This window comes from Pseudomonas salmasensis (assembly GCF_014268375.2).
Classification (GTDB): Bacteria; Pseudomonadota; Gammaproteobacteria; order Pseudomonadales; family Pseudomonadaceae; genus Aquipseudomonas; species Aquipseudomonas salmasensis.
Genome location: NZ_CP077083.1, coordinates 575389 through 587572, shown reverse-complemented (window position 1 = coordinate 587572; position 12184 = coordinate 575389). Strand labels below are relative to the sequence as shown.

Annotated in this window: 13 protein-coding genes and 1 tRNA gene; 10 read left to right on the top strand and 4 right to left on the bottom strand. The window is 58.1% G+C overall.

From position 1 onward, the window contains the following. Positions 1–206: 206 nt before the first annotated feature. Positions 207–338, bottom strand: coding sequence for a hypothetical protein (locus HU731_RS28725; RefSeq protein WP_264083090.1), 132 nt, complete (start codon positions 336–338; stop codon positions 207–209). A 172-nt stretch (positions 339–510) separates the two neighbouring features. Between HU731_RS28725 and HU731_RS02410 the strand changes: the two genes are divergently transcribed. Then, positions 511–705 carry a hypothetical protein gene (locus tag HU731_RS02410; protein ID WP_014718591.1) on the top strand — a complete coding sequence of 65 codons (195 nt, stop codon included), beginning with the start codon at positions 511–513 and terminating at the stop codon, positions 703–705. Between the two features lie 10 nt (positions 706–715). Here the strand turns inward: HU731_RS02410 and HU731_RS02405 are convergent, their stop codons facing one another. Then, positions 716–1096 carry a hypothetical protein gene (locus HU731_RS02405; protein WP_014718590.1) on the bottom strand — a complete coding sequence of 127 codons (381 nt, stop codon included), beginning with the start codon at positions 1094–1096 and terminating at the stop codon, positions 716–718. 238 nt (positions 1097–1334) lie between these two features. Between HU731_RS02405 and pvdQ the strand changes: the two genes are divergently transcribed. The 3 genes from pvdQ to HU731_RS02390 all read left to right on the top strand — a co-directional run bounded on the left by pvdQ (position 1335) and on the right by HU731_RS02390 (position 4865). Further along, on the top strand, positions 1335–3614 hold the full coding sequence (gene pvdQ / locus HU731_RS02400) for a bifunctional acylase PvdQ (protein WP_186607544.1): 2280 nt from the start codon (positions 1335–1337) through the stop codon (positions 3612–3614). A 214-nt stretch (positions 3615–3828) separates the two neighbouring features. After that, positions 3829–3902: transfer RNA gene (locus tag HU731_RS02395), tRNA-Cys, on the top strand. Between the two features lie 231 nt (positions 3903–4133). Further along, positions 4134–4865, top strand: a complete 732-nt coding sequence (locus tag HU731_RS02390) for a purine nucleoside phosphorylase YfiH/LACC1 family protein (RefSeq protein WP_186607545.1) — start codon at positions 4134–4136, stop codon at positions 4863–4865. 93 nt (positions 4866–4958) lie between these two features. Here HU731_RS02390 and HU731_RS02385 read toward each other — a convergent pair whose 3' ends face one another. Further along, a complete protein-coding gene (locus HU731_RS02385) occupies positions 4959–5528 on the bottom strand; it encodes a DJ-1/PfpI family protein (protein WP_186607546.1) in 570 nt (189 codons plus the stop codon). Positions 5529–5902: 374 nt separating this feature from the next. Here HU731_RS02385 and HU731_RS02380 point away from each other — a divergent pair, with 374 nt between their 5' ends. Further along, the gene (locus HU731_RS02380) at positions 5903–6712 is read left to right on the top strand and encodes an META and DUF4377 domain-containing protein (RefSeq protein ID WP_186607547.1); all 810 of its coding nucleotides are present in this window, start codon (positions 5903–5905) and stop codon (positions 6710–6712) included. A 216-nt stretch (positions 6713–6928) separates the two neighbouring features. After that, positions 6929–7096 (top strand): hypothetical protein, encoded by a 168-nt coding sequence (locus tag HU731_RS02375; protein WP_186607548.1) that lies wholly within the window; start codon positions 6929–6931, stop codon positions 7094–7096. Positions 7097–7145: 49 nt separating this feature from the next. Here the strand turns inward: HU731_RS02375 and HU731_RS02370 are convergent, their stop codons facing one another. Further along, a complete protein-coding gene (locus HU731_RS02370) occupies positions 7146–8087 on the bottom strand; it encodes an aromatic alcohol reductase (RefSeq protein ID WP_186607549.1) in 942 nt (313 codons plus the stop codon). Between the two features lie 96 nt (positions 8088–8183). Between HU731_RS02370 and HU731_RS02365 the strand changes: the two genes are divergently transcribed. The 4 genes from HU731_RS02365 (at position 8184) to HU731_RS02350 (ending at position 12181) form a co-directional block, all read left to right on the top strand. Next, entirely contained in the window at positions 8184–8633 is a 450-nt protein-coding gene (locus HU731_RS02365; RefSeq protein ID WP_186607550.1) for a winged helix-turn-helix transcriptional regulator, read from the top strand. A 122-nt stretch (positions 8634–8755) separates the two neighbouring features. Continuing rightward, positions 8756–9364, top strand: a complete 609-nt coding sequence (locus HU731_RS02360; protein ID WP_014718583.1) for a LysE family translocator — start codon at positions 8756–8758, stop codon at positions 9362–9364. A gap of 881 nt (positions 9365–10245) precedes the next feature. Next, on the top strand, positions 10246–11229 hold the full coding sequence (locus HU731_RS02355; RefSeq protein WP_186607630.1) for a transcriptional regulator SouR: 984 nt from the start codon (positions 10246–10248) through the stop codon (positions 11227–11229). A gap of 37 nt (positions 11230–11266) precedes the next feature. Beyond that, the gene (locus HU731_RS02350; RefSeq protein WP_186607551.1) at positions 11267–12181 is read left to right on the top strand and encodes an ADP-ribosylglycohydrolase family protein; all 915 of its coding nucleotides are present in this window, start codon (positions 11267–11269) and stop codon (positions 12179–12181) included. Positions 12182–12184 lie beyond the last annotated feature (3 nt).

Here is a 12184-nt window from a genome sequence, read left to right as displayed (position 1 = left end):
CATTGGCCCAGGCGTCCTGATGGTAATCCGGTGGATGATTCTTCCTTAGTTGGGCCTCGGATAATTGGGGTGAAAGCGTCGGAAGGTTCCGAGCAGGCCCGCTGAAATGTTATTTACAAATATGTACCCCCGTGGCGGCAATGCTGGGGTGCCCAGCTTGCCGCACGCAGTGTGTACGCAGGGTCAGGTAAATTTTATGGAGGGGATCAGCGCCGTTCGTAACCCCGGCCGCCATCATCGTGGTGATCATGCCAGCCACCGCCGCGCGGGAAGAAGAAGCAGCCGCTGAGGCTCAGCATGATCAGAAGGGGAATTAGCAGCACGAGTCGTCGAAGCATTTAATGATCCTCAAGGGAGCCTTACAAAGTCAGTCAGGCGCCGGACAAGCCAAAACTATTGATCGCCTGTAACATAAGACCCCGCCGACCCCGTGCCATCCCCGAAATTGGGTATGTGCTTGGCATGCACGGCGATACACAGTGGATACATTCTCAGGTTCAGGAACTTGTCATGACCCAAAAGCAACGCTTGAAATACTCGCTTCTGATTGCCCTGGCGGTACTGGGGGCGATGTTCGGCCTGTCTTATCTGCAGAACACAGGCGTGATCAGCGAAAAAACCTTTCAGTACCTGGCGATCGCGATTGCCGTGGTGGTCGTGGTGATCAATGGCATCATGCGCCGCAAGGTCAAGCCTAACTTCTGACGGGCGTCAGTCAGGCACGACCTTCGAGTACCTTGGCAGCCTCTTCATGGAGGCTGTAGCTCTTGTCGGCGTTCAGGGTGATCACGCCCTCGCTGCACAGACGCTTGAGCACCTCGCGCACGCTGAGAAACGACAACGGAATGCCCAGCTCCAGCAAGTGGCTGTGCACGCCGCGTACCCCGAGGGTGCGCTGGTTGTCGGCGGCAGTGAGGAGGGCGTCGATGACCTTCAGCCGGATCAGGCTGGTGCGTAAACCGAAACACTTGAGCAAATGGCGGATGCGCTGGTTGCCCTGCTGTTCGGGCGCGTTGCCGAACGCCCGTGTGTCGTTGCCAAAGTGAGTATCTGTGGCCTTTGAATGTCCATCCGTGGGCACTTGCGGGTTATACATGCAAAAACTCCTTTTCAGAGCCTGATCAGGAAAAAGATGGTGCTCTTGAGTAATAAGACGAACGAGTGGCGCAAATCATGAAACGACGGATGTAGAAAATTTGTCGGTATCGGGTTTGTCACTTTTCAAGCGCTGACGATATACAGCCGTGTGCGGCTAAATTATTCCGGTCGATGTGCGTTCTTACGGTGGGGTAACCATCCCTTGTGAGGGTGTTCAATTTGACTGTGGAGTCGGCGTGATTATTTCCAACGGGTTGTCCAGAGTGGGCGTGGCAGGGCTGTTGCTGGGGCTGAGCCTGGCCGCATCGGCACGGGAACAAGTGACGCAGGCGTCGGCGGATATCCGCCGTACCAGTTATGGCGTGCCGCATATTCGCGCCGTTGATGAGCGTGGCCTGGGGGTGGGTATGGGGTACGCCTATGCCCAGGACAATCTGTGCCTGTTGGCCAATGAGGTGGCCACGGTCAATGGCCAGCGCGCCAGTTTTTTTGGGCCGGACCAGGCGACCCTGGAGGAGCGTAACAACCTCGCCAGCGATGTGTTCTTCAACTGGCTGAATACACCCGAGGCCGTGGCGGCATTCTGGAAAGCCCAGACGCCAGCGATGCAGCAGCGCATCGAAGGGTACGTGGCCGGCTACAACCGTTACCTCAAGGAGCAGGGCGCGCCCGCGCAGTGCAAGGCCGCTTGGGTACGGCCCTTGGTGAAGGAAGACCTGGTCAAGTTGACGCGTAGGCTATTAGTGGAAGGTGGCGTCGGCCAATTCGCCGAGGCCTTGGTGGGGGCAGCACCACCCCAAGCCACCGCTGGTGTGCAACGCAGTGTCAAAGCCTTTGCATTGGCCGCAGCCAACCAGCAACGCTTCACCTTGGACCGAGGCAGCAATGCCGTTGCCGTGGGCCGTGACCGCTCATTCAATGGCCGTGGCATGCTGCTGGCCAACCCGCATTTCCCTTGGGTGGGCGGCATGCGTTTTTACCAGATGCACCTGACCATCCCTGGCCAGTTGGATGTGATGGGCGCCGCACTGCCAGGGCTGCCCGTGGTGAACATCGGCTTCAACCAGCATGTGGCGTGGACCCATACCGTGGACACATCCAAGCATTTCACCCTGTACCGCCTGACCCTCGACCCCAAGGACGCCACCCGTTACCTGCTGGACGGCAAGTCCATCCCCCTGGAAAAAACGGCGGTAACGGTACAGGTCAAGCAAGCCGACGGCAGCCTCAAGGCGGTAACCCACACCGTCTACAGTTCACAGTTCGGCCCCGTGGTGCAATGGCCTGGCAAGCTCAACTGGGACAGCCACTACGCCTTCAGCCTGCGCGACGCCAACCTGGGCAACGACCGTGTGCTGCAACAGTGGTACGCCATGAACCGCGCCGGCAGCCTCAAGGAATTGCAAACCTCGGTGCACACCCTGCAAGGCATCCCCTGGGTCAACACCCTGGCCGCCGATGACCAGGGCCAGAGCCTGTACATGAACCTGTCGGTGGTGCCCAACGTCAGCGCCGCCAAGCTGGCAACCTGCAGCGACCCACGGGCCGGCCTGCAAATGATCGTGCTCGACGGCGCCCACAGCGCCTGCGCCTGGGATATCGACCCGCGCGCGGCCCAGCCCGGTATCTTCCCGGCCGACCAGTTGCCACAGCTGCAACGCACCGACTACGTGCAGCACTCCAATGATTCTGCCTGGATGGCCAACCCCAAGGCGCCCCTGAGCGGCTTCTCGCCGGTGATCAGCCAGGACAACCTCGGCCTCGGCCCGCGCGCGCGCTTCGCGCTTCAGCGCCTGCAAACCCTTGAGAAACAGCCGATCAGCGTCACCGACCTGCAAAATATGGTCATGGACAACGAGGTGTACCTGGCAGGCCAAGTCATGCCCGACCTGCTCACGTTCTGCGCCAACCAGCTCGGCACCGACGCCAACGCGCTGCAACCGCTGTGCACCAGCCTGAAAAACTGGGACCAGCGCGCCAACCTCGACAGCGGCGTGGGCCTGGTGCACTTCATCAACCTGATGCAGCACCTGCAGCAACTCCCCGACGCCTGGCGCGTGGCCTTCGACCCGACCCAGCCCCTGATCACCCCAAGTGGCCTCGCCATCGACCGCGCCCCGGTCGCCAAGGCCCTGCGCGAAGCCATGCTGGCCTCCAGCGCAGAGGTCGGCAAACTGGGCCAGACCCGCTGGGGCGATATCCAAGTCTCCGGCCAAACCCCCATCCACGGTGGCCCGCAAGAACTGGGCATCTACAACGCCATGCAAACCGTGCCCCGCGCCGACGGCAAACGCGAAGTCGTCAGCGGCACCAGCTACCTGCAAATCGTCAGCTTCGACGACAAAGGCCCCAACGCAGTCGGCGTACTCGCTTTCTCCGAGTCCAGCAACCCAGCGTCCGCCTACTCAAAGGACCAGACCCAAGCCTTCTCCGAGAAAAACCTGCGCCCATTGCCCTTCACCGAGGCCCAGATCAAGGCCGACCCGCACTACCAGATCCACAGGGTGAAGGAGTAGGGCTGACGCGCAACCCCTTGATGCCAAGACAGAATATTTTTTGAAATCAAGGGGTTGCAGGCCTAGGCAAATGAGTACATAATGGCGCCCATCGAACGCAACGAAGCATTAAAAACTTCAATGTATTCAATGAGTTAGAGTAGAGGCAAGCTTCACATAGCCCACTCAAGTTTGTATGCGGTGAATGTCAGCAACAAGGGCATTGATCGTTTGAGGCCGAGTAGCAAAATGGTTATGCAGCGGATTGCAAATCCGCCTACGCCGGTTCGATTCCGACCTCGGCCTCCACTCTTAAAACCCCGTAGATTAACGTCTACGGGGTTTTTTATTGCCTTCGATTTAGTCATCGCTTCCGCAATTTTTCGGATCGTTTGCGCAACCCTGCCTTTTTTCAGCAAATGAGACGCCGTTAAACGTGCGCTCACCTCATCCGAAACACAGAGTTCCATACGAACTTGACCCATCCCTCTTACGGATGATATGCCGGTACCCGGATTGCCATCGATAGGATCATGCGCCATGACCTACCTGTCTTCGTTGCTGCTCGAGATCCCTGGCGTGGACCACGGTTTCGAGACTTCGGGAAATTTAACGCTGCCGGAAGGAACACTTTACTGCGCTCAGGCTCACGGTACGCACATCGTCGATGCTGACCGGAAAGGGCGAGATGAGCGTCCTGTCGCGGACGCACTATTCTCGAGAGGAGCCCAGGGTGCGATAGCGGTCATCACTGCCGATTGCTTGCCGGTTCTGGTTGCTTCGGTTGATCAACCACTTGTAGCGGCAATCCACGCCGGATGGCAGGGTTTGAAAGCAGGCATTCTCGGTCAGTCGATCAGCCGGCTAGAGAAAGAAGGTGCTTCTCTTACGGGATTGAGAATAGCGATAGGCCCATCTATCGGCCCCTGTTGTTATGAGGTGAGCAGGAAGTTTGTCGAAGGTATTGAATATGCCGACAGCCATCTTTGGCAACACGATTCTGCGCCGTGGACCCCCCATCGTGTGCCACCGGCAAGTGCGCCTTGGGTCGAACCTGAGATCACACATAATGAAGCCTGGTTTGATCTACGCAAATATGCGCTGCGCCACTTGGTGGCGAGCGGCGTGAGTATTGAACAGATTCAGGTGCTCGAACACTGTACTTATTGCTGCAGCGCTCAGCTGGGCAGCTATCGGCGGCGAAGCCATCAAGTCGAGGCTAAATCCTTCCAGTATTCCTGGATAAGACGTTCTCGGGATCCGGTTTATTGAATGGCGATTTCAGCCGTTCATAACAGGCAAAAATTGTCCATGGGCGGCCACTCGAACACATCACCTAGCCGGCTGTTTTGTAAGGCGGCGCAGTCACCGATGCTCCGCTGCCAACATTGATCTGAATTGAGAAGTGGTCTCGCAAGATAGCCCGGCAGCTTCGAACACTGCGCAGGTGAAGCTAACGGGTGCAGGGCCTGGAGCAGTGATGATGCGGTCTGCAACCACAGCCACTGGACTGCTTCGATAAAGCGCGCGCCCCTCATAACCTACGGCATTCTGTTGCAGGAAGTCAGCGCTGTTCGATGTATGAGCAACGGTGTCGAGAAGGCTGGCCCTGGCAAGTGCCAGCGTTCCCCCGCAGATACCGGCAATTGTCGCTCCATTTGAACGGCTCGCATGAAGAAACTCTCGAATATCGGGTGCTTCTGCACGCTCCCAGACCATTCCTCCAATCACGACTACAACGTCCGGCTTCCAGTCCAGACATTGTTGCAAACTGCTATCGACCGTTACCGCCAATCCACCCTGCGAGCGAAATTGCCCCGTAGCAGAAGCGAAAAACCTGACGTCGATCCCGTAAAACGCAGACGCAGTTCCAGCAATGAAAGCGTATTCCCAGTCCGCAAAACCGGGTGTCAGTATCAATCCCACACGTGGCATCAGTCAGAATCCTCCATGAATGCCAATAAGATAGGGCGACAACACAGCTACATCAAGGGCAGCCGGCCGGTTATGACTGACTGCTTTTGGCCGAGGCATCGGTACATCCTTGAGATAAGCTACAGGTATAGGCAACTGAGTACAGAATGGCGCCCATCGAACGCAACGAATCATTACCGCCGTCGCCCTCATTGCGTGAAACTGATCGAAGCAAATGATGTCCGATTGCTATCGGCCAAGGATGAGGTCCGCCAAGCACGCATTGGGTCTAGGCTCAGTAAGGTCTCAAGCGACCTCCTCACGCCGTTTTAGCCGCGCGCTTATCCTGCCAACGCAGGAAACGCCCGCACTCATCAAAGCTGACAGAGTGACCCATGAAACAAAAAATTCTTCTTGTAGCCGTGTGTGCTGCACTCATCCAAGGCTGTGCCGCCCCTTCCAAAAGCCATGAAGAATCACCTTCGATGCCAACTACCTCAGCCGCTGTAGCCCAGCCAACCTTATTTGCTTACGACTGGAACCTGGTCTCGGCAACGGATGCGTCGGGAAAGCCTCTCATGGCGATGAACAAAGGCATCGAGCGCAAGTTGCGCGTTGCCTTCGGCGACAAGAACCTGAGCATCAGCGGTGGCTGCAATCGTCAGTTCGGCGGCTATCAGTATCAGGACGGGGTTCTGAAGGTGCAGCCACTGGCCTCTACGCTGATGGGCTGTGACAAGAGCCTGATGGACCTTGACGCCCAGGTAGGGTGGCTGTTCAAGGGCGATCTGCGCGCTGTGATCACCGGCGATAACGGGGCGCCGATGCTGCAACTGACGACAGCGGACGGCTCGGTGCTCAAGTTGCAAGGCGAGGCCACCCCGCAGACCCGCTACGGTAGCGAGGGTGAGGTCAAGTTTCTGGAAGTGGCGGCCAAGACGGTCAAGTGCAGCCATCCTTTGATCCCGGACTATCAGTGCCTGCAAGTGCGCGAGCGCCGCTATGACGACGCGGGCCTGCAACTGGCGACCCAAGACACCTGGCATCCGCTGTACCAGCCTATCGAAGGCTTTGTGCATCATGACGGCGTGCGCACTGTGCTGCGGGTCAAACAGTACGAATGGAAGAATCCGCCAGCGGATGCGCCTTCGACGGTCTACGTGTTGGATATGGTGGTTGAGCAGGACGCTTCTGGCAGCAAATAAGCTCGCGCAAACCCCGTAGATTAGCGTCTACGGGGTTTTTTATTGCCTGCGATTTACCCGTTTTTCGACGAGTGACACGTCTAGATCAAGGGTTGTAGCCCGATCGGGGTTGTCACCCGAGGATTTGCCGTCTACCCTGAAAATGTTTGAATTATTACAAACAATTTCGGTGTGGCTGTTTTTTCGGTCACACGGCTTCAGGACGAGGAACGAAAAATGTTTTCACATGAAGGCACTGCACTAGAGCTATTGGTCTTGGTTTTTGGCGTCACTGGGGTGTTGTTGGTCGCCTGGTTTATTCACCATCAATACGAGCTCAGGTCGCGCAAGCGTGTAAAAAAACAACATGCCTCTGGCCAGCAGCGTGAAGCTCAAAGCCGCTAAACGTCCCTTCACCTGGCCAGCCTTTACGGCTGGCCTCAGGATCCGGCTTTCAAAGGTCTGCAAGGTTTTCCCGAGCCCACTGCTCGGCAGTGGTGACCGGAATCGACTGTTGCTCGTTGAAGGTGGCCGCCTTAGGCCAGGCCACACCTTTACCTTGTGCGAATACGGCACGGTACTTCTTGATGTGGTGTGTGGGGTCTTGCTCCAGTGCCTGCATGAGGTAGTCAACCGTCCACACGTTGCGTTTGAACGGGCGATCCAGAACACGCTCCAGCATGCTCGCAACCTGCCCATAGGTCACGGTGTCGCCGGCAAGATAGACAATCTGATTGCGCAGGCGCGGTTCGAAGAACACGATTTGCGCTGTCAGCGTACCGATGTCGTCCGGTGTGGTGAGCGTCACGCTGTTTTCCAGACTGCCCAGGGCGTTGACTGTGTTGTTGTCGAAGTCGACGACCTCGAACGCCGGCTCGAACAGGAAACTGGTGAACATCCCTGTCGAGATGATGACCCATTCAGTGTTGTCCTGGGCGCGCAGCAACTCGCGCACATCGAGCTGGGCATCGAACAGATCCTGGGGGCTGCCCCGGCCAATCACTTCGAAATCCACGCCGAACTGCCAAGGGAAGTATCGCTTCACGCCGGACTTGAGCGCGGCGGTCGCCAGCTTCATCGGGGTTTCGCGGCCCGCGACCATGCCCGCGCAGCCGATCACGGTATCGAAGCGTGCGAAGACCTTGGCAAGTTGATCGATTGAGTCGTTCACCAGGTCTGCGGCGACCATCTGAATGCCCAGGCCGCGCAGCTCATCGATCTCTACCTTTTTCTCGGGCACTTGCGTGTTGATGGTCGACTCCCTTAGCAACACGCTGAGGGTGGAGCCGGGCGCGCGTTTGGCCTCACGCGCCAGGTTGCGCAAAACCGGCAGGCCGAGCTCGCCGGCACCTAGAACAAGGATCGATTGAGAGGGAAGTGGGGTCATTTCAGGCATGATTTCTCCGCAGACCTGTTGGCGATAAGATGAGTTCATGCTGGCACGATTCGGCAGCGCTCATAAGAAGGCACACGGGTGATACCAGGGGTAGAAATGACCGATCATGAAACGCTCAGCCAGGCAGAAATTATCTGCCAGTCGCTCAGGGAAGAAGACGATGGCGTCAGGCGTGAAGTCCTGGCGCACGCCGGTAGCCGCTGGTCACTGGGCATCCTGCATGCGCTGGGTGTGTACGGTGCGATGCGTCATGCCGAAATAAAACGGCAGATGACAGGTGTGACTCAGCGCATGTTGACCAAGACCCTACGCGCCATGGAGCGCGATGGTTTGTTGGTTCGGCGCGAGTTCGGTGAAATTCCGCCCCGCGTCGAGTACGAGCTGACGCCGCTGGGCAGGGAGCTTTTGATTCGCATGTCGCCCGTCTGGACCTGGGTGGTCGAAAACGTGGAGGACTTTCGCAAGGCTCGGCGTATTTTCGACAGTGAGGAGGGCAAAAAACCGGCATGGCAGGTTCCCACACCGATTCCGGATGCGCCTCGGTAAGCGCTACTTCTCGATGAAGGCTGTGCAAGTGTATGCCTCGATCCACCCCTAGCTGTACGGGGCGCAGCGCGCCATAACCCACTACTGTCGCAGGCACATCACCACCGCTTGGATGCCGCGCCATGTTCATGTCTACCAGCCTGTTATCAGCCTTCGTGCTGTTCGCTTTTGTCTCTTCGATCACCCCTGGGCCCAACAACACCATGTTGCTGGCCTCAGGCGTGAATTTCGGCTTTCGCCGTTCGATGCCCCATGCGCTGGGGATCAGTATCGGCTTCATGCTGTTGGTGATCTGTGTGGGGCTGGGCTTGGGCGAGGTGTTCAAGCTGTTCCCGTGGGCCTACACGCTGTTGCGTTATGTCGGCGCCGCGTATTTGTTGTACCTGGCGTGGAAGATTGCCAATGCGGGCGGCATGTCTGACAACCCGGATGAACACGGCAAGCCGATGACCTTCCTCGGTGCGGCGGCCTTCCAGTGGGTCAACCCCAAGGCATGGATCATGGCGCTGGGGGCGATCACCACGTACACGCCGGCTGAAGGTTATGTGACCAACGTGCTGGTGATCGCCCTGGTATTTGCAGTGGTCAACTTGCCGAGTGTGTGCGTGTGGGTGGGGTGTGGCAGCGGCTTACGCAACTTGCTGCGTGAGCCGCGCTGGTTACGGATGTTCAACTGGTCCATGGCCGGGCTGTTGGTGTTGTCGCTGTATCCGATGCTGTTTGTGGGCTGAGTAAGTAACCACGATGCGAAGCGAGCCGCTTTTGATCTTGCTCTTGATCTGCTTTTGATCTGAAGCGCCCCGTTAAACCCCGCTGGCCGAACGCAGGCTTGAATTCGTGGGTAACCCGGCAGGACGCCGGGTTAGCCGCCCCGCGCCATGGATGGCGCGTGGCGGCGGCCCACGGATTCAAGCCTGCGTTCGGGCACACCGAGCCAAGGCGAGGTGCCGAGGGGTGGGGCAAGAGCCCTTTGGTTACTTTGGGGCTTTTCCAAAGTGACCCGCTGTCAGAGCGGAACCCTAAGTAGCCGTTACCGCAGGAATGGATATGTACTCGGTATAACAGTGTCGCCTGCCAGGCCGCCTTCGCGAGCAAGCCCGCTCCCACAGTAGAATCGCGGGGGTGTCAGGAAGATAGATGTCGGCTGTCAGGCCGCCATCGCAGGCAAGCCAGCTCCCACAGTTGAATCGTGAGGCGTCGGGTAACAGGCCGTCGCGGGAGCAAGCTAATGCGGGCTTAGACCGGCGAGATGGTCGCCAACATACCGATGCCAATGGTCAACACCAAAAAGCCAAACAGGAAAATTGCCATCTTGGTCATAAGGCCTCCGAGGGGAAGGGGACGACAGGAATGTCGGGATGGGGCTATTGTCCGCCTCAAGGGCTTTTCAATACAGGCGCAGATCGAAAAGAAAAAACCGTATCAGATCACCGCGCAGCGCCTGGTCCGTGGCTTTTCACGCGAACGGCTTTTATCAAGATCAGCGCTATTGCCGCTATCAGCCTTGAGCGTCACCTGAGACAGAAACGGCATTTGCCCCTAAGATAGCGCCCACTGCACAACAATAAGCATGGGCCGACCCTCGATGGAAAGACGCCAGTTCAGCGGTGGCATGCAAGGCAAGAACCTGCGCTACCTCAGTGATAACCCTCAGCAATCAACCTCGGTCACCCGTGTCGGTTTCCTGCTGCTCGAACACTTTTCGCTTCCGGCCTTTACCCAGACCCTCGACACGCTGGTGACCGCCAACCTGTTGCGCCCCGATCTGTTCGTTACGCGCACCTTCGGGTGGGGTGAGGGCGAAGTCATCAGCGACCTGGGCCTGGTCATTCGCCCGGATGCGAACCTGATGTTGGCGAGCTTGCAGGACGTGGACCTGCTGGTGATCTGCGGTGGTTTTCGCACCGAGCTCAAGGCCAGCGAGCCCTTTATCCAATGGCTGCGCAGCGCGGGTGAAGCGGGCGTGCGCCTCGCCGGTTTGTGGAACGGCTCGTGGTTCCTCGGGCGTGCGGGGCTGTTGCAGGGTTACCGCTGTGCCATCCATCCCGAGCATCGGCCGGCACTGGCGGAAGTGTCCAAGGCGGCGCAGGTCACCAGCGAACCCTATGTGATCGACCGCGACCGCCTCACCGCGTCCAGCCCCTCGGGGGCGTTCCATATGGCCCTGGACTGGATCAAGAGCCTGCATGGCAAAGCCTTGGTCGAAGGCATCGAAGATATCCTGGCGTTCGAAGAGTCGCGCTACCGTCGTATCAAACCCACCGAAAACATGTGTGTCAGCGCGCCGCTGCGCGAGGTGGTGAAGCTGATGGACGCCAACCTCGAAGAACCCCTGGAACTCGATCAACTCGCCGTCTACGCCGGCCGTTCCCGCCGCCAGTTGGAGCGCCTGTTCAAAGAACAACTGGGTACCACGCCGCAACGCTACTACATGGAACTGCGCGTCACTGAAGCGCGACGCCTGTTGCAGCACACCGAGTTGTCCCAGGTGGATGTGCTGGTGGCGTGCGGGTTTGTCTCACCGAGCCATTTCAGCAAATGCTACAGCGCGTATTTCGGCTATCGCCCCTCCAAGGAGAAGCGGTTGGTCAAGTAGCCTGGAGTGTGTAGAAAGATTTTCACAAGGAGTGGTAATGGACATCACGCTTTTGGATCGTTATCGCGGCAGCCTACTTGGGCTGGCGTGTGGCGACGCTGTAGGGACGACCGTTGAATTCATGCCCCGTGGCAGCTTTTCTCCCGTGACGGATATGCTGGGCGGCGGACCGTTTAGCCTCAAGCCTGGCCAATGGACTGACGATACGTCCATGGCACTGTGTCTGGCCGAAAGCCTGTTGCGCAAAGGCGGTTTTGACGCGGTGGACCAGATGGGGCGTTACCTGAATTGGTGGAAGTGGGGTTACTTGAGTTCTACCGGAGAGTGTTTCGATATCGGCATGACGGTTCGCGAAGCGCTGGAGCAATTTCAGCAAAGTGGCAACGCTTTTGCGGGCTCAACGCATCCGTATTCGGCCGGCAATGGTTCAATGATGCGCCTCGCACCTGTGGTGTTGTTTTACTTTCCAGATAGGGCGCACATCCACCTGTTTGCCGAGCAAAGCTCGCGAACTACTCATGCCGCGCAGGAGGCTATCGAGTGCTGCCTGCTGCTGGCCGAGGCTATCAGCAATGCCCTGAGCGGTGTTCCAAAGAAGCAGGTGCTGAGCTTTTCCCACACCGTGCTGTCGGCCCCTAAGGTCAAGGCTATCGCCTCTGGCGATTATCGCGATAAAACCTCTGCTCAAATCGTTGGCTCGGGTTATGCGGTGGCTTCGCTGGAGGCCGCATTCTGGTGTTTCGATCAGACCTCCAACTTTGCTGACGCGATACTCGCCGCGGCCAACCTTGGGGATGACGCAGACACTACTGCCGCAATCGTTGGGCAACTGGCGGGGGCGTATTACGGCGTCCAGGCTATCCCTGTCGGTTGGTTGAACAAGCTATGGATGCGCGATGAAATCCAAGAAACGGCTGATGCGTTATTCAGCACTACGCGCTTACCACGGTAAGGT

Excerpts from the sequence above, each read along its gene's own strand:
- HU731_RS02390 (WP_186607545.1), top strand. The coding sequence starts at position 4,134 with ATGACCTACCTGTCTTCGTTGCTGCTCGAGATCCCTGGCGTGGACCAC.
- HU731_RS02370 (WP_186607549.1), bottom strand. The coding sequence starts at position 8,087 with ATGCCTGAAATGACCCCACTTCCCTCTCAATCGATCCTTGTTCTAGGT.
- HU731_RS02375 (WP_186607548.1), top strand. The coding sequence starts at position 6,929 with ATGTTTTCACATGAAGGCACTGCACTAGAGCTATTGGTCTTGGTTTTT.
- HU731_RS02360 (WP_014718583.1), top strand. The coding sequence starts at position 8,756 with ATGTTCATGTCTACCAGCCTGTTATCAGCCTTCGTGCTGTTCGCTTTT.
- HU731_RS02365 (WP_186607550.1), top strand. The coding sequence starts at position 8,184 with ATGACCGATCATGAAACGCTCAGCCAGGCAGAAATTATCTGCCAGTCG.
- HU731_RS02380 (WP_186607547.1), top strand. The coding sequence starts at position 5,903 with ATGAAACAAAAAATTCTTCTTGTAGCCGTGTGTGCTGCACTCATCCAA.
- HU731_RS02405 (WP_014718590.1), bottom strand. The coding sequence starts at position 1,096 with ATGTATAACCCGCAAGTGCCCACGGATGGACATTCAAAGGCCACAGAT.
- HU731_RS02385 (WP_186607546.1), bottom strand. The coding sequence starts at position 5,528 with ATGCCACGTGTGGGATTGATACTGACACCCGGTTTTGCGGACTGGGAA.
- HU731_RS02350 (WP_186607551.1), top strand. The coding sequence starts at position 11,267 with ATGGACATCACGCTTTTGGATCGTTATCGCGGCAGCCTACTTGGGCTG.
- HU731_RS02355 (WP_186607630.1), top strand. The coding sequence starts at position 10,246 with ATGCAAGGCAAGAACCTGCGCTACCTCAGTGATAACCCTCAGCAATCA.
- HU731_RS02410 (WP_014718591.1), top strand. The coding sequence starts at position 511 with ATGACCCAAAAGCAACGCTTGAAATACTCGCTTCTGATTGCCCTGGCG.
- HU731_RS28725 (WP_264083090.1), bottom strand. The coding sequence starts at position 338 with ATGCTTCGACGACTCGTGCTGCTAATTCCCCTTCTGATCATGCTGAGC.